We start from the raw sequence: 20515 nt of genomic DNA on the forward strand, positions 1-20515 counted from the left end.
TGGAATGGATTGTGGTCCTGGGCCGGTTGGGTGATTTCGCTGCATCAGCACAGGCATCCCGAGCGGGTGCTGGCCCAACTGTGCCGAATGACACCCTCTCCAGCGGTAAGGCCGGTGGTCCCGGTACCCATCCGAAGAAGCCGGCCGCCGATCATGGGACGAACGCTGCGCGGACGGGTCTCATACGGCGACGTCCTCTGCTACGGTGTATTGCCCGCCCTTGGCGGCGACGTAGTCGCGCGTCAGCGGGACCGCATCGCGCCGGTGCGAAAGCTGGAGCTGAAACACCATCATCGGGCCATTGCGGAACGCCGCTTCGCATGAGGCGAGATAGAACTCCCACATGCGACAGAAGCGCTCGTCATAGATTGCTTTGGCTTGGTCGCGATTAACCTGGAAGCGCTCGAACCAGTGCCGGAGTGTTTCGGCATAGTGCAGTCGCAGAATCTCGATGTCGGTTACCCAAAGCCCTGACCGCTCGACCGCTGCCAATACTTCCGAGAGTGACGGACAATAACCGCCCGGAAATATGTACTTCCGCAGCCAAGGATCAGTTGAACCGGGCGGTCCGGTCCGTCCGATCGCATGCACGAGGGCGACGCCGTTGGATTTCAGCCGCTTGCTCAGCGTGTCGAAGTAGGTGCGGTAGTGCGCCACCCCGACATGCTCAAACATGCCGACGGAGACGATCCGATCATAAGTTCCCTGCTCATCCCGATAGTCCCTCATGGCAAAACGTACATGAGAGGTGAGGCCGTCGGCGGCAGCGCGCTTATTTGCGACGGCGAGTTGCTCCTGCGAGAGCGTCAAGCCTGTGACGTCCACACTTGCCGTCTGAGCCATCTCCAGAGCGAGGCCGCCCCATCCGGAGCCGACGTCGAGCACACGCATGCCTGGCTCGAGCAACAGTTTGGCCATGATATGGCGCTTCTTCTTCTCCTGCGCCTCTTCGAGCGTCTCGGCACCGTTGTGGAAATAGGCACAGGAATACTGCCGATCTTGATCGAGAAACAGATCGTAGAGTGCACCCGAAAGATCGTAGTGGTGTGCGACATTGACGCGTGCGCGCCCGAGCCGGTTGTCTTGGTGGAGCCTGCGAAGCAATCGGTCGAGACCGCTCCGAAGTGCACCGATTGCATGTCGGTCAACAGCTTCGAAATTACTGGTGCAAAGGTGGAGTAGGTCTCGTAGCGTCCCTTCTTCGATCGTGATCCTGCCGTCCGTGTAGGCCTCGCCCAAGGCGAGTGACGGTCGAAGGAGAATACGCAGCGGCAGGAACGGATCGTGAAGTCTGACTGTGACGCAAGGGTGGCTGTTGCCTGGGCCGAAGTTTTGAATCTGTCCCGCTGCATCGATAATCGTCAAGCGGCCGGTCTGGATCAGTTTGCCAAGAAATCGAGAAAGAGAGGGCAAGGGAGATCGGGCGATTAGACTTGGATAGGCGGTGGGATCATGAGGCTGAGTGGTCATCTTTTCGCTTCTGCAGACATGGATGTGTCGTCCGCGCGATCACTGCGCAGTTCGAGGTGACTTTCTGATTTGGCCATGGGGCGTGGCGCGACCTTGACGCGATTCGGCATAGCGGTCTGGCGTATGAAGAAACGCCGCGCGGCAGGCGGTGGAGCAAAAAAAATATGCCCAACCCCGATAGTCGACCGCCTCAGCCTCTCCGAGATCAACTGTCTTTCCGCAGACGGGATCGGCTACCTTCATTTCAGGACCTCTTCTTCGAAGAACCAAATCGTTGCATGAGACGCGCTCGCTGCGCGTGAAGTGCTGGACCGAAGGCGAAGCGAAGAATGAACTGCCAGCAACACGTCTTCGTGCATCCACCAATTGCGATGAAGCGTCGTTGCCGGGAAAAGACGCTGTAGTACCGAATACCTTACAGCGGCACATCGCATGGACGCGGATGCCGATCCTTTTGGTGCCTAGAAGATGTCAGCGAGACCCCACGGCACCCTCCACGCCCAAGGCCCCGGTGACATCTACCGTGGTGGATGGGCAGGCTTCGGTTCCTGGTCTACCTAAGTCATGCGCGGCGGGGGAAAGTGAAATTTTTCGATGCCCCCCGAATCCTCAGCCTTGTAGCGCCGGCCGGTGCATATCCGGCGCGTGGCCCGGGACTTGGGCTCTTCGTCTTCATGCGGAGCCGACCCTTGCGGCAAAGCATTTCCAGCGCGACAAGCTGCGCCTCGATCCTCGCATGTAGAGGGCGCCCAAGAGGCCGCCGAAAAGGCCGCCCATCCCGTCCACGATAAGGTCCCACATCGTGTCTTCGAGGGGAGCCAAAACCGGCGATCCCTGCATGCCGGAGTTCAGGACCGCGTCGATCCCGAATTCGACGATCTCCCAAAGCGCGCCCGCGCCGAGGGTCAACAGGAAGATCCCGGTCAGGTTCAGTACGAAGCCGGTTCTTATGCGGCAGGTCATTTTCAGCGCATAGATTGCTAAGAACGAAATGATCGCCAGCAGTCCGGAGTTTCCGAAGTGGATAGCTTTGTCGTAGAAAGGCAGTGTGCCGTAGAGATCCAGAAAGCGGCCAAGCGTCATGTCTGTGACCAACCACCACAGTACAAATAGCTCTATCTCTACCGGAATGGTCAGCCTGGTGGAGTGCGCGACGAGGGAAGGCGCGAGGATGAGTGCCAGTGCGCTGAAGCAGAGAAGCCCATAAAGGACCTCGCTCTGCAGAAGGTGAAAGGTGCCAGTCGCCAGAATGAGGGCCCGCATAATCCACGCGAGCCGGATTTCCCAAAGCGGCGCCATGCCGGAGGTGTAGCGATCTGTCGCAATGACGCCGGACCCGAAATGCTGCGGCGCCGCCTCCTCCCGGCGAGGCGCTGAACCCTGGACTAAACCACGTTTCCTCACCATGGCCTGCGCGCGACAACTCTATTAAACCTCGGAATAAAACCGGGGACTTCGGTCATGTAACGACGATATGTGTCACCGAATTCGGTTAGGGCGGCGCGTTCCTCGCCCTTGGCGAGGCGGATGTACATGATGACGAGAACCGGGAACATCGCGAGCGTGAGTAGCGTCGGCCATTGCAGCAGAAAGCCGAACATGACGAGAATGAAGCCTAGGTATTGAGGGTGGCGCACATAGCCGTAGGCGCCCGCCGTCGCGAGTGTGGATCGTTGTTGGGCTTCATAAAGCACCTTCCAAGCGGCCGAGATCAGCACGAAGCCGCCCCCGACGAAGGCGAAGCTCAGCAAGTGGAACGGCCCGAAATGCGGGTTCGCCTCCCACCCAAATAGCATCTCGAGCAGATGCCCAGCATCGTGCGACAGCCAGTCCACGCCTGGATAATTGCTCTGAAGCCACCCTGAGAGCAGGTATATAGTAAGGGGGAACCCGTACATCTCCGTGAATAGCGCAACCAGAAACGCGCTGAATGCACCGAACGAGCGCCAGTCGCGGCGCGTTTTCGGCTTGAAGAAGCTGAATGCGAAGAGAATGAATATTGCCGAGTTCAGAACTACCAGGAACCAAAGGCCGTAGGCGGGGGTGCTTTCAGTCATCATAACTGTGTCCGTTCCGCGAATTCAGTGTCCATGCCCGCCGGGCTTTTTGCCGCCACCCGGCTGCGCATCCTCTTCGTCGTGGACAGATTTGTGCTTTCCGTGCCCGCCATGCATGAAAAAATGCATGCCGAGGCAGAGGCCAAAAGCAAGCAGCAACGGGACTGCACCGATAAGATGCGCCCGATGTTCGGAGACAAGATAGAAACCACCCACTCCGAGGAAGACCAGCAGAACTACATTTGCCCGAGAGGCGAAGAAGCCGCGGCTATTCTTTTCATGGTCCATTCGTTTCTCCTGCGCTGTCCGCAGCGGCGCTGCGGGGTCTGGTGATGCTTCACGGGCTATCTCTGGTCGTCCACCCCCGCAGATCATCCGAGCACATCGGCCGAGCGTGAGTCCGCGGCCACGTCACGGCGACTACTGGTCACTCCATCCAGGCGCGTTCGCTTGAGCAGCAGCGCATTGACTGCGACCAGCGCCGAGCTACCCGACATTGCCAGCGCCGCCACCTCTGGGCTGATCACAAGGGGATAGAAGACGCCGGCGGCGGCCGGGAAAGCGATCACGTTATAGGCGACCGCCCACAACAGGTTCTGATGCATCTTGCGGAGCGTTGCGCGCGACAATTCAATCGCACCTACGATGTCGTAGGGATCGCTCCTCATGAGCACCACGTCTGCGCTCTCCATCGCCACATCAGTGCCCGCGCCAATGGCGAAACCGACATTGGCTTGGGTCAGCGCCGGAGCGTCATTCACGCCGTCGCCGACCATGCCGACACGCTTGCCTTCAGCTTGTAGCTCCTTGATCTTTTCGGCTTTCTGTCCCGGCAGGACATCAGCGAGAACGATGTCGATGCCAAGTTCCGAGGCTATCCGTTTCGCTGTGGCTTCGTTGTCGCCGGTCAACATTGCGACCGACACGCCGCGCTCCCGCAATTTGGCGACGGTCGCTTTCGCGCTGGGGCGCGGCGCGTCGGCAATCGCAATGATCCCGAGCATCCGTCCGTCCTGGGCTACATGCACCACCGTGCGCCCTTCGGTCTTCAGCCGTTCTGCTTGTGCGCCGAGCGAGTCGAGCGCAACGTTCTCCTCGTCCATCAATCGACGGTTGCCCAGCAGGACTTTCCGTCCATCGATTTCAGCTTTCGCTCCTCTCCCTTCGAGATTGAGGAAGTTGTGCGCTTCCGGCACGTCGAGATCTTCAGCCCGCTTCACGATCGCAAGCGCCAAGGGATGATCCGAGCCGCGATCCACGGCCGCAGCGGCGCGCAATGCTTCCGCTTCGCTGCTATTCTCCGCGGCGATGACCTCGACCACACGCGGTTCGCCCATCGTCAATGTACCGGTTTTGTCGAAGACAATCGTATCGAGCTTGGTCGCCTCTTCAAGCGCGCCGGCGTTCTTGAAGAGAATTCCGTGGGTTGCACCGAGCCCGGTTCCAACCATCACCGCCATTGGCGTCGCCAGCCCCAGAGCGTCCGGACAGGCGATGACGAAGACCGTGATCGTCAAGGTCAATGCGAATAGCAGCGGCTCGCCGACCCACCAGAACCAGACGCCAAAAGTAGCAAGCCCGATAAGGATGGCGATCAGCACCAGCCATTGGGAGGCGCGGTCAGCGAGGAGCTGGGCCGGCGCCTTGGAGTTTTGTGCCTCTTGCACCAGCTTGACGATCTGTGCCAGCGCCGTGTCGGCCCCAACTTTGGTGGCGCGGTAGCGGAAACTGCCGCTCTTGTTGATAGTGGCGCCGATCACTTGGTCGCCCTGGCCCTTGTTCACCGGCATCGACTCGCCGGTCAGCATGGACTCATCCACCAGCGACTCTCCCTCGATGACCTCCCCATCGACAGGGATTTTGTTTCCCGGCCGGATGATCACAGTCTCGCCGGCCTGTACCTCCGAAGTGGGCACTTCGACCTCGGTGCCGTCGCGCAGGACCGTCGCCATTGGCGGTGCGAGATCAAGTAGCGCCCGGATTGCCGCGGAGGCGCCCGCCCGGGCACGCATCTCAAGCCAATGCCCGAGCAGGATGAAGACGAGCAGTACTGCGACCGCCTCGTAGAACTGCACGCCGGGGAAGAAGAAAGTCGAGCCGACGCTAAAAACATAGCCGGTGCCCACCGACAGCACGACGAGCACTGCCATGTTGAGCACGCCATTGCGCAGGGCGCGCCAAGCGGCGGTAAAAAAGGGCCAACTTGGATAGACGATCGCGATGCTGCCGAGAAAGAACAGCCACAGGTCGAGGTCGAGACCGAAAGGCGGCGCTGGCGGCGTAAACATGCCACCCATAGGGGAATAAATGAAGATCGGTATCGTGAAGACCAACGCGATCCAGAAACGATTGCGCATGTCCCGAACCATGGCGGACATGTCCATGCCGGCACTATGGCCCATCTCGTGCGCCATCTCGTCGTGAGCCGCAGACATCCCTCGGTGGCCCGCGTGGCTCGTTTGCGAGGGCAGCACCGCCGTAGGGCCCGATGCTGCCGGTTCGCAAACATGCCGCGGATGCACGCTCCCACGGCAGCGAAAACCGCAGGAATTCAACTTGCGCTTCAAGCTCTCGACGTTCGTGACTGACTCATCAAAGTCAACGGTCACGCTGCCGGAAGCGGGGTTTGCCGAGGCCCGGCGGACACCCGTCTCAGTGCTCAGCTGCTTCTCGACCGCGAGATGATCAAGCTCTTCGAAAAGGTCGCTGACCTCCAATGTTACTTTAGTCAAGGCCAGACTCCTCGGGCGCGCCATTCGATGTGGGATGGACATGAGTTGCGGGTCGACAGGCGCCGCGATGCGCGACACCTGTCCTGTCCGACGAAGCTTTTGGTCAGTTGCCGCAGCAGCAGCCTTTCGATGCCCCGCGCGCGTCTTCCGGCCGCTGTTGTCTGGAAGACTGTTCGGGCCGGACTGAGGGCGCCTCTGATTTGACCGGAGGATGACCTCCCTGTCCGCAGCAGGATGGTTCGGTCCGGTCAGCCGAACCGGAGGTGGTAGTTTTCGATTCCGTGTTCATTGCCGTTGTCCTTCATATGTGTCGGGGTGGAGCGAGAGCCATTCAACCTGAATGGAGCCACCATCCTGAGCTACAGACGAAGCAGGAAGGACAACATTACAGTCCGGATGCGCGCGCGAGCTCTTCGCGGCGGCGACGCGTGCGTTCCGCCTCTTCGCAGTGACAGTCGAGGAAGCCGTGGATCGGACAGGTCAGGCACATCTCCTCAAGCCGCTTTTTCAGCGCTTGGCGGCCGCGATGGAGCCTGACCGTGATGTTGTTCAGCGAAATTCCGAGGCTTGCCGCCACACGTTCCCTGGGCTCTCCCAGCAGGTCGACTCGCCAGATCACCTCGGCGTATTCCGGTTTGAGCGTGGGCAAGAGCTTGTAAAGGCAATTGCACACCGCTTCGTCGAGTTCTTCATCAGGCTCGATCTTGAAGTCTTCAAGATCAGTCGGGTTCGTTACGGCCTCCCGCTGTCGTCGTCTGGCGGAGCGACGCTGATGGTCAATGACCGTCGTGGCGAGGATCCGGCTCAGCCAGCCACGGACCGTGCGGACATCACGCAATTGGCTCGATCGCTCAATTGCCTTCAGCATGAATGCCTGTAGGACATCCTCTGCGGCTTCGGAATTGCCGAGCCGCCGTTGCAAAAAGCCCAGAATCTGCCGACGACTCTCCACAAGTGCACGGCGCACGGCAGCATCCGCTTCCTTCGCAGCTGCGTCACCGTCATCATCGGTCTCCGAGCGGTCGTCCGGATCATCGCAAGTCATCTTTCACCTCTAATCTTTTAGCTACCCAGATAAGACGTATAGGCGACTGAGTCCTTACACTGACTGGGGGCAATACAAACGCCGAGATTCGCCGCAGGCGGCAACACTTCCTATCCAATTTTCGGATCGTGACGTGTAAGGCGGGCTCACTTTGAGCGTCTCTTGTCGTTAGCACGCTGCCCCTCAGCTCGTTTGGCCGATAGACAGCAAACTTGCCAACCGCTCAAAAAAGAGACACATCATGAGTGACGATATGAACACGAAAATCCAGGAGCGCGCATACGCAATCTGGGAGCGGGAGGACCGGCCCGAAGGCAAACACCTCGACCATTGGTTCTGCGCACAGGCGGAGATAGAGGCGGAAAGTGCGACGGATGGTGGACAGTCGGCGTCCGTCCAGACAGTGTCCAGTGCTGCGGAATCCAGTTCTGGAGGGAGTGGCCGAGAGAAGAAGCGGTCAAGCTGAGCCGTTGAGGTCCCGGTCGCTCCTAAAAGCCTGCTTCTTGATCGATTGAAGAGCAAAAATCGGGTGGGTGTGACCGGGCTTGAAGATATTTTTGGTCGGGGTCAGAGCCGCTAGTCAGCCACGCCCCTCGCCGATCTCGTGCCGTGACGGGAGACGAGTCCGACCGCGAGGATCACGAGGATAATGCCCGCCAGCTGCGTCCACCCCACAGTTTCGTCAAAAAATAGTGCACCGATCGTAAGCCCAAAAATCGGGATCAAGAAGCTAAAGGCATTGGCCCCGTTGAGCGGCGTTTTCTCAAGCACCGAGAACCATAGCCAGTAGACGAGCGCAGTTCCGAGGAGGCTGAGGGCGAGCAGGATGCCAACGAAGGTAAGCGACCATGTGACTGCTGTCGGCTCCTCCGTTCCAGAGGCGATAAGAATGAGGGGGATGCTGCCAATCAACATCTGCAATCCCATGGCCATCAGGGGATCGACCTGGCCGGCGATGCGCTTTATCACGACGTTGCTTATGGTGACGCCCAGCGCGGCAAGGATGATGTAGGCAACGCCGAAAATATAGGTCTGCTGACCTGTGGCAACGACCTGAGGCGCGGCAATGATGAGAGTGCCAATAAAGCCCAACAGAAGCCCGATTTTTCCGTTTATTGTGAGCCGCTCATGAAGGATCAGACTTGCCAGAATTGCAGCTAGCATTGGCTGGGTGTTAGCGATCACCGTGGCGATGCCGGGCGAGACGAACTCAGCGGCATGAAACATCCCAAGGAAGCCGAGGCTTGTCGCTCCAAATCCTACGACGGCGACCATCACCCAGTGCGCCAATCGCTTCGGCAGCGGCCGGTGCAGTGCCAGCGCGAGCAGTGTCAGGGTAAGGCCCGCTAGTAGCGCCCGCATTGCGGCGAAGGTTAGATGCGGAGCGAGGTCCAGGCCGGCAGTGATGAGCGGAAAGCAGGCAGCCCATAGTAGCATGACCAAAATGATCTGCGCGATCGTTAGGGCGGTCATCCCTGATGACTCGGTTGTTCTTGCCGTCCGCCGAGAAGCTGACTGACGATATCATCTGCAGGAGTCATGATTCCATAATGATCGGCGCTTCGCTGCAGAGGACAACTAGCCTGTGGCCCTGGATATTCAGTAGCGCCCGCCGGCTTGATGGTTTGTTCAGTTTTTTGCAGCAGCGGTGAACGCGTTTTTCGACAATCTTTCATGGCGCGAGTACACCGCTCTGCGCATAGGCGTCATGGTATTGGAGGACAATGTCTGGGTTGACGAGAAGGGCCGAATTATCTTTGTCGTCGTAGTGTAGGCGCACCAACAGATCTTTGATGAGATTGGTGCGTGCCAAGTGCTTATCATCCGCGCGCACGATGGTCCAAGGTGTGATCGGGTTATGAGTGCGCGCGAACATCTCGTTCCGAGCTTGGCTGTAAGCAGCCCAGTTCTCGATAGCCTTGGAGTCGATGGGACTGATTTTCCACTGCTTAAGCGGATCATCGCGGCGGTCTTTCAGTCGCCGCTTCTGTTCGGCCCTGCTAATGTCGAGATAATATTTGAAAAGCTTGATGCCGGATTTGACTAGCATATGCTCGAACTCGAGCACTGTCTGCATAAACTCTTCATATTCTTCTTCGGTGCAAAATCCCATTACGCGCTCAACTCCAGCGCGATTGTACCAGCTTCTATTGAAGAGTACGAACTCCTGTTGGGCTGGCAGATGCGGGACGTAACGCTCAAAATACCATCCGCCACGCTCACGGTCAGACGGTTTGCCCAAAGCGACGACACGGGTCTCACGCGGACTCAGATGGCGGACAATGCGCTTGATCACACCATCTTTCCCTGCGCTGTCACGACCTTCGATCAAAACGAGAATCTTGTCGTTGCAGCGGATGAAGTGCTTCTGAAGCTTTACGAGTTCGACCTGAAGGCCGTGGAGGACACTTCGGTAGTCGCTGTCTGCATTTCGCTGGCCAGTAGCCGGCGGCACATTCGGCGATGCGCTCCGGATGTTTTTCTTGCTCATGGGCGAAGCTCCGTGGCTCGGTAACACGGCGCTGGCCGTATCGTTGGATTGATACGTCCAGCACCAGATCTCAATCAATGAGACGCTTCAGCCAAGGCGACATTACACGCTGACGCATTTCATCTGCTCCGACGGCTCCCGTGCGGTTCTGGAGCGCAATCGCAGTCCCCGAACCCGCCTACACAGCACGCGCCACAGCACTGCTCGATACTCTCTTTCAGAACCCGGCGCGCACGATGCAGGCGGACACCGATATTGTTGGTAGTGAGACCCAGATCGAGTGCGATGCGATCGCGAGATTCCGAGTCGAGATCGGCCCGGCGAATAATCTCTGCATAGTCTGGCCGGAGTGTCGGAACGAGGTTCCGGATGCAGCTACAAGGATTTTGAAACTGCATCATCTCCGGTGGTGCCGCTTGACTATGAGTCTCGGCTTCGTAAGCCGCCTCGGTCCGTTGGCGTGTCGCCCGGCGCCGATAATAATCGGTTAGCGTATTCCGTAAGACTCGGCTGAGCCAAGCGTCGATCTTGGCGGTGGTCTGAGGCTTTTCCGCGGCACGCACCACCTTTAGGCAGAAGTCCTGGAAGGCGTCTTCGGCATCCTCTTGATGGCTCAGACGCCGTCGCAAGAAGCGCATGAACTCGAAGCGGCGCTCATTCAAACGCTGAACAGTAGCAACGTCGGGAGCGACGCTTTGGCGGGGGGCGGAATCCGGACGTGAAAGGGCTGTCATTTTAGGTGGCTCCATGCGCAAAAGGAGGTCAATAGGTGTTGACGCGCGGAGAGCATCGCAGCCCTCATACGCGTCGATCAGACGTGCGCAGGGAGGCGGGGCGGGCGGAATTGACGATCGCTAATCGTGGATCGGTGGTACAGAGGCGGCCTAGGAATCCATTTACCGGATCTTGCCGTATGGAAGACAGTGTAAGAGCCCACCGGTAAGAAAGCGCAGGAAGCCGCCGAGTGGCAGTGGACTGCCGTAGATGAGACGCTAAGCGTTGCATCACTGAGCAGATCAGACATGTTGAGCATTTCGCTTGTTACAGCGGTCTCTGTCTGGGCGGTCGAAGGATGGGATTGGACAGTGTGCGAACTCAAACCGGCTACGATCAGTAAGAGTATGAAGAACAACGCCCAAACTCTGGGCGCAATCCTTCCTATCTCTTGAATGTCGTGTTTCATCGTATTTCGCGCAGATCATCCATCATGCCATAAGCTTATACTGCGAAGGTGGCATCGTGCTTGATCGAGATCAAGTTCTCCGTCTGGGAATGGAGCTCATGGAGTAGGCGAAGAGATTTTCCGAATCTTGGTCTGTCAGCCTGTGGGGATTCTGATCCAATCGCGCACATCTGGCTACGCATTCCATCATACGGCCGTTCAATCTCATTCCCTGTAGCAGATCCGCCTTAGCCGACAAGACGGCGACATCACGGGCAGCCATCTCGGAGGTCAATGCATCTTCTGGGACACTTCCTTGGCCAAGCCAAGCGCCAAGACCGCGACGAAGCTATCGCCGACGCCCGCAGTGCATATTTCGCTGACGACAGGCTCAGCCAGGTGCGAAGCATTCGTTTCGGATGTGGGGTACCGCGGCCAATTGCCGGGCAACGCTTTGGTCTCTCGACTGTAAGGACGGCAGCACATTCAGCGTCTCTAAGTTCGACCTGTTTGATCAACCGTGCGGCCAAGGCCAGACCCAGGGCAACTTGCTGGCGAACATCGCAGCGAACCGTCCTTCCATCGTCGCCACGCGACGAACTGGGAATGAACCGGAGTGCGCCATCTTTACTGGAATATCTAGAGTAAAAGCGAGAGCGGCGAATGGCTATTGACTTGAGAAATCTTCGTCACTTTGTCGCAACCGCCGAGAACGGGAGTTTCCGCAGGGCTGCAAACGTCCTGCATATGCAACAGTCCAGCGTCAGCCGCGCAGTTCGGCAGCTTGAAGATGCGCTGGGCGTATCGTTGTTCGAACGTCGTGTCTCAGGTGCACAGCTGACTGATGCTGGACATCGCCTGCTTAGGGATGTGCGACCGGCGCTGGAACAGCTCGAGCTTGCGCGCAAGGCAGCGACTGCCGCTGGCCGCGGAGAGATCGGGGTGCTGCGTGTGGGAATTCTCACCTCGCTCGCTGGAGGGTTTCTACGGGAACTTGTTTGTCGCTATGCCGCGCGGCATCCTGAAATCGAGGTCGATATCCGGGATGGCGGTCGTGACGAGCATGTCTATGCGATCAGGAGGCGAGATTTGGATGTGGCGTTTCTATCCGGCGAAGGCGGTCTTGCTGATTGTGAAATCTCTCCGCTTTGGAAAGAGCGTGTACACGTCGCACTTGCTGAGGGACATGAACTGGCTGACAGACGGCAGCTCGACTGGTCTGACTTGCGAAGCGAGCGCTTTATAGTAACTCGGCGTGCACCCGGACCCGAGGTGCATGACTATATCATCCGTCGGGCTGCCGACTACAGCACCTATCCGGAAGTTATGTTTAAAGCGGTGGTGCAGGAGACTCTGATGAATCTGGTTGCCCTTCGACAGGGCATCACATTGGTGTCTGCGGCTTGGGTGGATGTGAAGCTCCCCCATCTCGTACTGCGTCCGTTAACAGATCCTGCCGACATTGTTCCGTTCAGTGCCGTCTGGTCCCGCCATAACGACAATCCCGCGCTACGGCGCTTTATCAGCGTTGCGCACACGCTGGCCGGACGCGTTCGTCGTGGCTCTTCCGATTGGTCTGAGGAAGCACTTGGGCTCACGACGATCGAATCTGGATTTTCCGCAAGCGGGCAAAGGCACGATCCGTCGCCATGAACCGTTGCAGCATAGGCGCAATCAGCTTCGCTGGTTCGGGTGTCGCCTGTCCGGTCTCGCGCGCCATCACGGCGGCATAGTCGAGCAAATCGCGATACACGTCCGGTGCAAGCTCCACAGTCAGCTTGACGGGTTTGTCATCTGGAACGGATGAGAGCTTCAGTTTGGTGGTCATGACTCAGCCTCCATAGGGTTCGAGGACGAGATCGCGGGTAACGATGACGCGCACGGGGAAGCCCGGTCGGATCGTCAGTGTCGGTGCGACCTGCAACTGGCGCTGGACGATCTGCTGGCCTGCGTCGTTGATCGTGTCCTGGGCACCGTTGCGGATCGCCTGGATAAGGCGTTCGTCATCATCCATGGTAAGTTCAGCCCCGACAGCCAGTAGCGTCGAAAGGCCGGCGGCCTTAGCCAGATCCCACCAGTGATAATCGACCCCATCCTCGAGTCCCGCATAGCCTTGCGGATCGGCACCGGGCTGGCGTTCGAGCACTATCGAGCGACCGTTGGGAAAGATTAGTCGGTTCCAGACGAGCAGCACGCGGCGGTCCCCGAAGCCGACGTCATTGCTGTATTCGCCGATGATGCGCGTGCCCTGCGGGATCAGCACCATGCTGCCGGTCGGACTGTCATAGATGTGCTGGGTCACCTGCGCCGTGATCTGACCGGGAAGATCCGAGCGGATGCCGGTAATCAGAGCGGCCGGTATGACGGACCCGGCCTGCAGGATGAAGGGTGACGCCGGCGGAATGACGCGGTCGAGTGCGACGGTACGCTGGTCCACCGGGACGTTGAGGAAGGCGAGATCGTTGTTCTGTGTGGCGCCCGGTTGGTTGCCGAGATTGAGCCCTGCGATGTTTGGCGCTGGTGTTTCCCGCGCCGCGCCAGGTGCGGTCTGGAAGAACACCCGGCTGGTGCGCGCCGCTTCCTCTTCGGCAAGCCGTCGTTGTTCCTCCGGATCGACGGCTGGCGCGTTGATCGCTGGCGGCGGAACCGGCTGTCCACGCTCCTGGGCGTCGAGGATCGGTCGGCCGAGATCGCCGGGAAGTGGCGGACCGAGCACCGGACCGGTGTAGTCGCTGGGCAACTCGTTCAATCCATCGGCGGTATTGCGGTTCTCGGTCGAATAAAGTTCGTCGCTGCCAGCGCCATTGTCGGGCGTCTGAAGCGCGTAGATCAGGGCGCCGCCGACCCCGAGCGCTCCTACCAGACCGAGGCCGGCGAGAACGCGGCGCGAGAGCCGCGTGACGCGCGGCGGGGTTCCCCGGAGGCGCATCGGTTCGGTCGTATCGTCGGCCGGCGCGTCGAGCGGCACTTCCGCTTCGCTGGTGTTGTCGATGTCACTCATGATCCGGGCCTCCCGTCGGTGCGCACGATCCTGACGGTCTGCTGGCGATCGCCGCTGCCGAGCCGCAGTTCGGCCGCCGCGAAGATGCGGTCCACGATCAGGATGTTTCGGTAGATGCGGCTGTTGACGATTTCCGGCTCGCCATCCGACCCGAGGACGAAGAGCGGCGGCATCTCGCCCTGCATGATCCCGGCTGGGAAGACGATGTAGACACGTCTTCCGTCATCGAAGACCGAGACCGGCCGCCAGGGCGGGCTGTCACCCTGCAATCCGTAGCGGTAGTGGCGGGCCGATGCGGCCGGGATCCTCGGTGTTTTGGGCGTGGCGCGCTGCGTGGCCGGGGGCTGTGGATAGGCCCATGCGACCGCTGGCATGTAGGGATCGTCGCGCGACCGCAGCTCGATCATGTAGGTCCTGCGGTCGGTGGTGATGACGAGATTGGTCACGATGTCTGGCCGCGTCGGCTTGACGAGGATATGAACGCGCCGGGATGTTCCCGAGCCGCTCTCCGTGTCGCCGATGATCCAGCGGGCGGTGTCGCCGGCCGCGATCGGTCCCGCGCCGGTCAGCGCTTCGCCTGGTTCAAGCGCGATGTTGGTGATCTGGCCGGGCGCGGCATAGACCTGATAGAGCGCCCCCTCGCTCCAGGGATAAATCTGGATGGCGTTGTAATAGCCCTCCCGGCGAGGCTCGACTCGGGCGGCCACATTGGCATTCTCGACTTGTCCCGTTGGTGTGGAAGATGCCTGTCCACCTCGCGCGACCGTCCAGGCCGGCGGCGTATGGAGCGGCCTCGGCCGTTCATCGACCGTGGGTCGCTCGACCGTGGGCAGCGGCGGCACGCTGTCATCGTAGCTGATCTCCGGCGGGCGATAGGTGGCGCATCCGGCGAGCGCCGATGCGGAAATCAGCACAAGCGGCAATGCGGTTTTACGGAGAACCGGAAGCGCGGGTTTGTGGACAATCGTGCTCATTGCCCCATCTCCCGCGACCAGTTGATGGCATTGACGTAGATGCCGAGCGGGTTGGCGCGCAGCCTCTCGGCGTCGCGCGGCGGCTGGATGACGATGGTCAGGATTGCAGTCCATCGCTCTGTCGTAGACAACTGGCCGTTCTCATAGTGTCGCTCCGTCCAGGCGACGCGGAAGGAATTCGGCGAGGCGCGAATGACGCTGGAAACCTCCACCGCGATCTGCTGACGTCCGACCCGTGTGAACGGATCGTTGGCGCGGGCATAGTCATTGAGGGCGAGTGCGCCGCGATCGGTGGTGAACTCGTAAGCGCGCAGCCAGTTCTGGCGCACGATGATTGCGTCAGCGGGGATCGCGCGCACCTGCTCGATAAAGTGTGCGAGATGGAAGGCGATCTGCGGATCGCTCGGCTCGAAGCTGGCTTCCGCCGGTCCGACGGCATGCGCCTCGCCGAGATTGTCGACCTCGACGACCCACGGCACGACGTTGCCGGTCGTGGACTGCCAGACCAGGGCGCTCGCGAAGCCGCCGGACAGGATCAGGCAGCCGAACGCCATCAGACGCCAGTTGCGCGCCTGAACTCGGGCCGAGCCGATGCGCTCGTCCCAGACTTGGGCCGCGCGCTGATAGGGCGTCTCCGGTTCGGGGGATTTGCCGTAGTGGGTGGTGGATCGTTTGAAGAAGCTCATGAGCGATTTCCCTCAGAAAGATTGACAGAACTGGCGCCGCCATGGCTGTCGCCGGAGCGCACGGCATGCGCGGCGGCCTGGACGCCGTGAGAGAGGCGCTGCGAGCGCTTCATGCGCTTTGCCCAGTCAGGCGGACCGTCCGTTGGTGTGGATGGGGCGGCGGCATCGGCCGTGCTGTCCCCGCCGCCCAGTGTCCCGCCGGTGGTCTCGAAGGCCGATCGAGCGCCGGATTGGAAACTCTGTTTCATGCTGCCGGAAGCACTGGATGCGGCGCGCCGCAACGGGGAGGTCGCGGCTTTCGCGCCGGTGCTCGCCACCGCACTGAGACCGGAGGCAACGCCGGCCGCGCCGGATTGCCCGGCAGAACCGAGGCTGTAGGCGGTTGAGGCACCACCGGCTGCTGCAACACCGCCGCGGGCAGCGGCGGCCGTGCCCGAAAGCGCCATGCCGCCACCTCTGGCGGCGAGACCGGCAGCGCCGGCACCCGCCAGGGCGGCTCCGCCTACGGCAAGACCGGTGCCGACGGCGGCGCCGGCGCCAAGCTGCGGCCCGCCGGAGACGATGCCGTTGGCTATTCCCGGTCCGAAGATGCCGAGGCCGAGCAGGGACAGCGCCGCGAGCACCACGGCCATGGCCTCGTCGATCGTCGGCGTGACGCCGCCAAAGCCGGCAGTGAACTGCGAGAACAGCGTCGAGCCGATGCCGATGATGACGGCGAGCACCAGCACTTTGATGCCCGACGAGATCACGTTGCCGAGCACACGCTCAGCCATGAACGCAGTCTTGCCGAAGAGGCCGAAGGGGATGAGGACGAAGCCGGCGAGTGTCGTCAGCTTGAACTCGATCAGGGTGATGAAGAGCTGGATGGACAGGATGAAGAAGGCGAGCAGGACCAGCGCCCAGGCAAAGAGCAGGCAGGCGATCTGGATGAAGTTCTCGAAGAAGGCGACCCAGCCCATCAGGTCGGAAATGGACTCAAGCAAGGGTCGCGCCGCATCGAGCCCGGTCTGGGCGACACGACCCGGCCGCATCAGATCGGCCGCGGTGAAGCCGGTGCCCGAGGCCATCAGGCCGAGGCCAGCGAAGCTCTCGAAGACGATACGGGCGAGATTGTTCCAGTTGCCGATGATATAGGCGAAGACGCCGACGAAGAGGGTCTTCTTGACGAGCCGTGCGATGATGTCGTCGTCGGCTCCCCAGGACCAGAAGAGGGCAGCGAGCGTCACGTCGATGACGATCAACGTGGTGGCGATGAAGGCGACCTCGCCGCCGAGCAGACCGAAGCCGCTGTCGATATAGCTGGTGAAGACCCCCAGGAAATTGTCGATGACGCCGGTGCCGCCCATGGGTCGTTATTCCTCGTCTCTGGATGCGCCGCCTGACGGTGCGCGGCCGAGGAAGCGGTCGCGAGTCTCGGCCCAGACCGCGAGACACTCGGTGTCACGAACGGCGGCTTCGCCAAGTTGCTGGCAGCGGCGCTGTTCCGCGCGCAGCGGATCGACGGAGGGCGCAAAGGCTGGCATGGGCGCCGGTCGTGCAGGCTCCTCATCGCGCGTCAACTCGATCACCGTCGCCGTCATGGCGAAGGCGACGAAGACGATTGCTCCGATCCGCGCCAGCGTCTTCCCCTCCATCGCTTCCTCCTTTCCGGCCATCGGCCCAGGTCAGTTGTTGCTGGTGTTGAACATCTGCGCGTTGCCGGGCTGGTAGCCGCTGCCGGGGGTCAGGAAGCGCTCGCGTTGGACGCGCCCCTGTTCGGCCGCGGCGGCGCGTTCGGCGTCGGTCAGCGCCTCGGCGCGGCCGTTGGCGGCGATGACTGCCGTGAGATCGGCGAACTGCTGTGCTTGCAATGCGAGGAGCTGATTGCCGGCCTGCGTCGCCTGCAGTGCGCCGGTCGCCCCCTGGCTCTGGTCGACCAGCGCTTCCATCTGGGCGCGGTTCGTCTCGATATTGCCCACCACGCCGGCCTGGACGCGCATGGCGTCCTGCAATCCGCCGACGGTGTTTTCCCAGCGCGAGCGGGCATCGGCGACGAGCTGCTGCTCGGAAGCGCTCATATCGATATTGGCGTATTTCTGCTGGAAAGCCTGGTCGATCTGCTGGATGTCGAAGGCGATATTCTGTGCCTGCTGTAGAAGGGATTGCGTGCGGCCGACGGCCTGTTGAAGCTGCTGGAGCGACGAGTAAGGCAGGCTCGTCAGGTTGCGCGCCTGGTTGATGAGCATCTGCGCTTCGTTCTGAAGCTGTGTGATCTGGTTGTTGATCTGCTCGAGGGCGCGGGCTGCCTGCAGCACGTTCTGTGCATAGTTTGTCGGATCGTAGACGATCCATGCCGCCGAGGCCGGTGGCGCCAACACCATCGGCAGGGTCGCGATTGGCGCGCCGATGAGCGCGGCTGCAAAGCGGGCCGCGCGCGAACGGGAGTTACGTGTCTTCATGATCAGTCTCCTTCTTGGGCTGGGGGGTGAGATTGCTGAGATCGGGAATGAGATCGGCCGCCCAGTCGACGCCGCGCTCGCGCAGCCAGGCGGCGAGGAAATCCGTGCGGCCATGTTCGGCAAGGATGCGCGCTATTGCGGTCTGATCGGTCTTGGCGGAGGTGGCGCAGAGCGCGAGCGCCACTTCGCTGAGGCCCAGTTCGAAGTGCCGGTTGCCGCGCCGCGATTGGCAGTAATAGTCGCGCTTGGGCGTGGCCCGCGCGAGGATCTCGATCTGGCGGTCATTGAGGCCGAAGCGTCGATAGATCGCGGTGATCTGCGGCTCGATCGCGCGTTCGTTCGGGAGGAGTAACCGTGTCTGGCAGCTCTCGATGATGGCCGGCGCGATGGCCGAACCGTCGATATCGCTGAGGCTTTGCGTGGCAAAGACGACTGAAGCGTTCTTCTTCCGGAGCGTCTTCAGCCACTCGCGGAGCTGGCCGGCGAAACCCTCGTCGTCGAGCGCCAGCCAGCCCTCGTCGATGATGATGAGGGTAGGCGAACCATCGAGCCGGTCCTCGATGCGGTGGAAGAGATAGGCCAGGACCGCGGGGGCCGCCCCTGTGCCGATCAGACCCTCGGTCTCGAAGGCCTGCACGGTCGCTTCACCGAGATGCTCGGACTCGGCATCGAGCAGCCGTCCATAGGCGCCGCCAACGCAATAAGGCCTGAGCGCCTGTTTGAGATCATTGGACTGGAGCAGCACGGCCAGGCCGGTGATCGTGCGTTCGCCGGCGGGCGCCGAGGCGAGCGAAGTCAGCGCCGTCCAGAGGTGTTCCTTCACCTCCGGCGTGATCTCGACGCCTTCGCGCATCAGCATCGCCACGACCCAGTCTGCCGCCCAGGCCCGTTCGGCTGTCTCTTCGAGACGTGAGAGCGGCTGAAGCGAGACGCTCTGGTCGTCGCCTTCGGTCAGGCCGCCGCCAAGATCGTGCCAGTCGCCGCCCATGGCGAGCGCGGCGGCGCGGATCGAACCTCCGAAGTCGAAGGCGAAGACTTGCGAACCGGTGTAGCGGCGGAACTGAAGCGCCATGAGCGCCAGCAGCACGGACTTGCCCGCGCCTGTCGGGCCGACGACGAGCGTATGCCCGACATCGCCAACATGAAGGGAAAACCGGAACGGGGTCGAGCCCTCGGTCTTGCCGAACAGCAGCGGGGGCGCTGCAAGGTGCTCGTCCCGTTCCGGCCCCGCCCACACGGCACTGAGGGGGATCATGTGGGCGAGATTGAGCGTGGAGATTGGCGGCTGGCGGACATTGGCGTAGACATGTCCGGGCAGCGATCCGAGCCACGCATCGACGGCGTTGATCGTCTCGGGCATGGCGGTGAAGTCGCGGCCCTGGATAACCTTCTCGACCAGACGCAGCTTCTCGTCGGCAACGCGCGGGTCAGCGTCCCACACGGTCACCGTCGCGGTGACATAGGCGACCCCCGCATAGTCCGCGCCGAGCTCCTGCAGGGCGAGATCGGCATCGGCGGCCTTGTTCGACGCGTCGGTGTCGACCAGCACTGACGCCTCGTTGGTCATCACCTCCTTGAGGATCGCGGCAATCGACTTGCGCTTGGCGAACCACTGGCGCCGGATGCGGGTCAGCAGCTTCGTCGCATCGGTCTTGTCCATCAGGATCGCGCGGGTCGACCAGCGATAGGGAAAGGCGAGCCGGTTGAGCTCATCGAGCAGGCCGGGCGTGGTCGCCGTCGGAAATCCGGTGATTGTCAGCACACGCAGATGCTCGTCGCCGAGCCGAGGCTCCAGCCCGCCGGCGAGCGGCTGGTCCGCGAGCAGCGCGTCCAGGTATATGGGCGTCTCGGGGACGCGGACACGATGGCGTTTGGTCGAGACGCAGCCGTGCAAATAGGTTAGGGTCTCGGCGTCATCGAGCCAGCGGCATTCGGGCATGAAGGCGTCGACCAGGCGGAGCACGCGGTCGGTGCGGTCGGCGAAGCCGGTCAGGACCTCGTGCGGATCGATGCCTTTGGTCTCGCGGCCTTCATAGAGCCAGCTCTCGGCACGCGCGGCATCCTCGGCTGGCGGCAGATAGGTGAAGGTGAGGAAGTAGCTCGACTCGAAATGGGTCCCTGCTTCCTCGAAGCTCGCCTTGCGCTCGGCATCGACCAGTGCGGAGGCGGCATCCGGGAAGCGACTGTCGGGATAGCGATTCGAGGTGTGGCGCTGCGCTTCGACGAAGATCGCCCAGCCGGAGCCGAGACGGCGGAACGCGTTGTTGAGCCGCCCCGCCACGGCGATCAGTTCCGCCGGCACCGCCGAATCGAGATCCGGGCCGCGGAACCGTGCGGTGCGCTGGAAACTCCCGTCTTTGTTGAGGACAATACCGCTGCCAGCCAGCGCCACCCAGGGCAGATAATCGGCAAGCCGGGTGTTGCGGTTACGGTACTCGGCTAGGTTCATCATCGCTGCG

General features: G+C 61.3%; 20 protein-coding genes and 1 pseudogene. 2 read left to right on the forward strand and 19 right to left on the reverse strand.

Annotated features, from left to right (window positions below; genetic code table 11):
- Nucleotides 1-180: 180 nt before the first annotated feature.
- The 8 genes and pseudogenes from IE127_RS12040 to IE127_RS12070 all read right to left on the reverse strand — a co-directional run bounded on the left by IE127_RS12040 (nucleotide 181) and on the right by IE127_RS12070 (nucleotide 7304).
- Complete coding sequence (locus tag IE127_RS12040; protein WP_280516649.1) at nucleotides 181-1104, reverse strand: SAM-dependent methyltransferase; 924 nt, start codon at nucleotides 1102-1104, stop codon at nucleotides 181-183.
- Nucleotides 1105-1170: 66 nt separating this feature from the next.
- A pseudogene (locus IE127_RS19965) lies at nucleotides 1171-1470 on the reverse strand (DUF7884 domain-containing protein); the annotation flags it as partial.
- A 39-nt stretch (nucleotides 1471-1509) separates the two neighbouring features.
- Nucleotides 1510-1899 (reverse strand): YHS domain-containing protein, encoded by a 390-nt coding sequence (locus tag IE127_RS19915; RefSeq protein ID WP_189425899.1) that lies wholly within the window; start codon nucleotides 1897-1899, stop codon nucleotides 1510-1512.
- A 243-nt stretch (nucleotides 1900-2142) separates the two neighbouring features.
- Nucleotides 2143-2874, reverse strand: a complete 732-nt coding sequence (locus IE127_RS12050; protein ID WP_189425900.1) for a DUF2238 domain-containing protein — start codon at nucleotides 2872-2874, stop codon at nucleotides 2143-2145.
- Nucleotides 2871-3527 (reverse strand): methyltransferase family protein, encoded by a 657-nt coding sequence (locus tag IE127_RS12055; protein WP_189426118.1) that lies wholly within the window; start codon nucleotides 3525-3527, stop codon nucleotides 2871-2873. The genes IE127_RS12050 and IE127_RS12055 overlap by 4 nt, the downstream gene beginning before the upstream one ends.
- 24 nt (nucleotides 3528-3551) lie before the next feature.
- On the reverse strand, nucleotides 3552-3902 hold the full coding sequence (locus tag IE127_RS12060; RefSeq protein ID WP_308430300.1) for a DUF2933 domain-containing protein: 351 nt from the start codon (nucleotides 3900-3902) through the stop codon (nucleotides 3552-3554).
- Nucleotides 3899-6337, reverse strand: coding sequence for a heavy metal translocating P-type ATPase (locus tag IE127_RS12065; RefSeq protein WP_308430301.1), 2439 nt, complete (start codon nucleotides 6335-6337; stop codon nucleotides 3899-3901). Before IE127_RS12065 ends, IE127_RS12060 begins: the two co-directional genes overlap by 4 nt.
- Before the next feature lie 307 nt (nucleotides 6338-6644).
- Nucleotides 6645-7304, reverse strand: a complete 660-nt coding sequence (locus IE127_RS12070) for an RNA polymerase sigma factor (RefSeq protein WP_189425902.1) — start codon at nucleotides 7302-7304, stop codon at nucleotides 6645-6647.
- Between the two features lie 241 nt (nucleotides 7305-7545).
- Here IE127_RS12070 and IE127_RS12075 point away from each other — a divergent pair, with 241 nt between their 5' ends.
- The gene (locus IE127_RS12075) at nucleotides 7546-7770 is read left to right on the forward strand and encodes a DUF2934 domain-containing protein (RefSeq protein ID WP_080900803.1); all 225 of its coding nucleotides are present in this window, start codon (nucleotides 7546-7548) and stop codon (nucleotides 7768-7770) included.
- Nucleotides 7771-7880: 110 nt separating this feature from the next.
- Here the strand turns inward: IE127_RS12075 and IE127_RS12080 are convergent, their stop codons facing one another.
- The 3 genes from IE127_RS12080 to IE127_RS19920 all read right to left on the reverse strand — a co-directional run bounded on the left by IE127_RS12080 (nucleotide 7881) and on the right by IE127_RS19920 (nucleotide 10544).
- Nucleotides 7881-8777, reverse strand: coding sequence for a DMT family transporter (locus tag IE127_RS12080; RefSeq protein WP_189425903.1), 897 nt, complete (start codon nucleotides 8775-8777; stop codon nucleotides 7881-7883).
- Nucleotides 8778-8976: 199 nt separating this feature from the next.
- Nucleotides 8977-9795 carry a polyphosphate kinase 2 gene (ppk2, locus tag IE127_RS12085; protein WP_189425904.1) on the reverse strand — a complete coding sequence of 273 codons (819 nt, stop codon included), beginning with the start codon at nucleotides 9793-9795 and terminating at the stop codon, nucleotides 8977-8979.
- A gap of 119 nt (nucleotides 9796-9914) precedes the next feature.
- Nucleotides 9915-10544 (reverse strand): RNA polymerase sigma factor, encoded by a 630-nt coding sequence (locus tag IE127_RS19920; RefSeq protein ID WP_373297313.1) that lies wholly within the window; start codon nucleotides 10542-10544, stop codon nucleotides 9915-9917.
- Nucleotides 10545-11620: 1076 nt separating this feature from the next.
- Between IE127_RS19920 and IE127_RS12095 the strand changes: the two genes are divergently transcribed.
- A complete protein-coding gene (locus IE127_RS12095) occupies nucleotides 11621-12610 on the forward strand; it encodes a LysR family transcriptional regulator (RefSeq protein WP_189425906.1) in 990 nt (329 codons plus the stop codon).
- On the opposite strand, the gene IE127_RS12100 is transcribed toward IE127_RS12095, so the two are convergent.
- The 8 genes from IE127_RS12100 to trbE are packed head-to-tail and all read right to left on the reverse strand — an operon-like array spanning nucleotide 12552 to nucleotide 20508.
- Complete coding sequence (locus IE127_RS12100) at nucleotides 12552-12785, reverse strand: DUF2274 domain-containing protein (protein WP_189425907.1); 234 nt, start codon at nucleotides 12783-12785, stop codon at nucleotides 12552-12554. The genes IE127_RS12095 and IE127_RS12100 overlap by 59 nt on opposite strands.
- A gap of 3 nt (nucleotides 12786-12788) precedes the next feature.
- Nucleotides 12789-13958: a TraB/TrbI/VirB10 family type IV secretion system protein gene (locus IE127_RS12105; RefSeq protein WP_189425908.1), complete on the reverse strand. Its 1170-nt coding sequence runs from the start codon at nucleotides 13956-13958 to the stop codon at nucleotides 12789-12791.
- Nucleotides 13955-14932: a P-type conjugative transfer protein TrbG gene (gene trbG, locus IE127_RS12110; RefSeq protein ID WP_189425909.1), complete on the reverse strand. Its 978-nt coding sequence runs from the start codon at nucleotides 14930-14932 to the stop codon at nucleotides 13955-13957. The genes IE127_RS12105 and trbG overlap by 4 nt, the downstream gene beginning before the upstream one ends.
- Nucleotides 14929-15618, reverse strand: coding sequence for a conjugal transfer protein TrbF (gene trbF / locus IE127_RS12115; protein ID WP_189425910.1), 690 nt, complete (start codon nucleotides 15616-15618; stop codon nucleotides 14929-14931). Before trbF ends, trbG begins: the two co-directional genes overlap by 4 nt.
- Nucleotides 15615-16964: a P-type conjugative transfer protein TrbL gene (gene trbL / locus IE127_RS12120; RefSeq protein ID WP_189425911.1), complete on the reverse strand. Its 1350-nt coding sequence runs from the start codon at nucleotides 16962-16964 to the stop codon at nucleotides 15615-15617. Before trbL ends, trbF begins: the two co-directional genes overlap by 4 nt.
- A 6-nt stretch (nucleotides 16965-16970) precedes the next feature.
- Complete coding sequence (gene trbK-alt, locus IE127_RS12125; protein WP_189425912.1) at nucleotides 16971-17252, reverse strand: putative entry exclusion protein TrbK-alt; 282 nt, start codon at nucleotides 17250-17252, stop codon at nucleotides 16971-16973.
- A 30-nt stretch (nucleotides 17253-17282) separates the two neighbouring features.
- Entirely contained in the window at nucleotides 17283-18056 is a 774-nt protein-coding gene (trbJ, locus tag IE127_RS12130) for a P-type conjugative transfer protein TrbJ (protein ID WP_189425913.1), read from the reverse strand.
- On the reverse strand, nucleotides 18043-20508 hold the full coding sequence (trbE, locus tag IE127_RS12135; RefSeq protein ID WP_189425914.1) for a conjugal transfer protein TrbE: 2466 nt from the start codon (nucleotides 20506-20508) through the stop codon (nucleotides 18043-18045). Before trbE ends, trbJ begins: the two co-directional genes overlap by 14 nt.
- Nucleotides 20509-20515 lie beyond the last annotated feature (7 nt).

The sequence above is a fragment of the Devosia pacifica genome, assembly GCF_014652635.1.
GTDB classification, from domain to species: Bacteria; Pseudomonadota; Alphaproteobacteria; order Rhizobiales; family Devosiaceae; genus Devosia; species Devosia pacifica.